General features: G+C 56.5%; 1 protein-coding gene. It reads left to right on the top strand.

Features of this window, described 5'->3' with window-relative positions:
• Window positions 1–478 (top strand): integrase core domain-containing protein (locus VWZ81_RS11485; RefSeq protein ID WP_416542588.1); only part of this gene is annotated, 478 nt, incomplete at both ends.

A 478-nucleotide genomic window follows, 5' to 3' on the forward strand; every position in this document is an offset into this window, starting at 1 on the left:
CCAAGAAGGGGCGGCTCTGGCTCAACGACGGATCATGTGTTCGGCTGCGCCCCGAATATCGCAACCACGTCTGGTCGTACGACTTCGTGCATCACCGGACAGACGATGGAAGAGCGTTCAGAACATTGAACATTCTGGATGAATTCAGCCGGGAATGTCTTGCCGTCCGGGTGAAGCGAAAGCTGAACTCAACCGAAGTCGTCGACGCGCTGACGGACCTGTTCATTCTGCGCGGTGTTCCAGCCTATATCAGATCTGACAACGGCCCTGAGTTCATTGCGGAGGCTGTCAGGGGCTGGATCACGGCCGTCGGCGCCAAGACTGCTTTCATTGAACCGGGGTCACCTTGGGAGAACGGATACTGCGAGAGTTTCAACGGGCGCATGCGGGACGAACTGCTGAACGGGGAGGCTTTCTACTCGCTGCGTGAAGCACAAATCGTCATCGAAAGCTGGAGAAAACACTACAACACCAAGCG

Source organism: Phaeobacter sp. JH20_34, from assembly GCF_048056095.1.
GTDB lineage: Bacteria > Pseudomonadota > Alphaproteobacteria > Rhodobacterales > Rhodobacteraceae > Phaeobacter > Phaeobacter bryozoorum.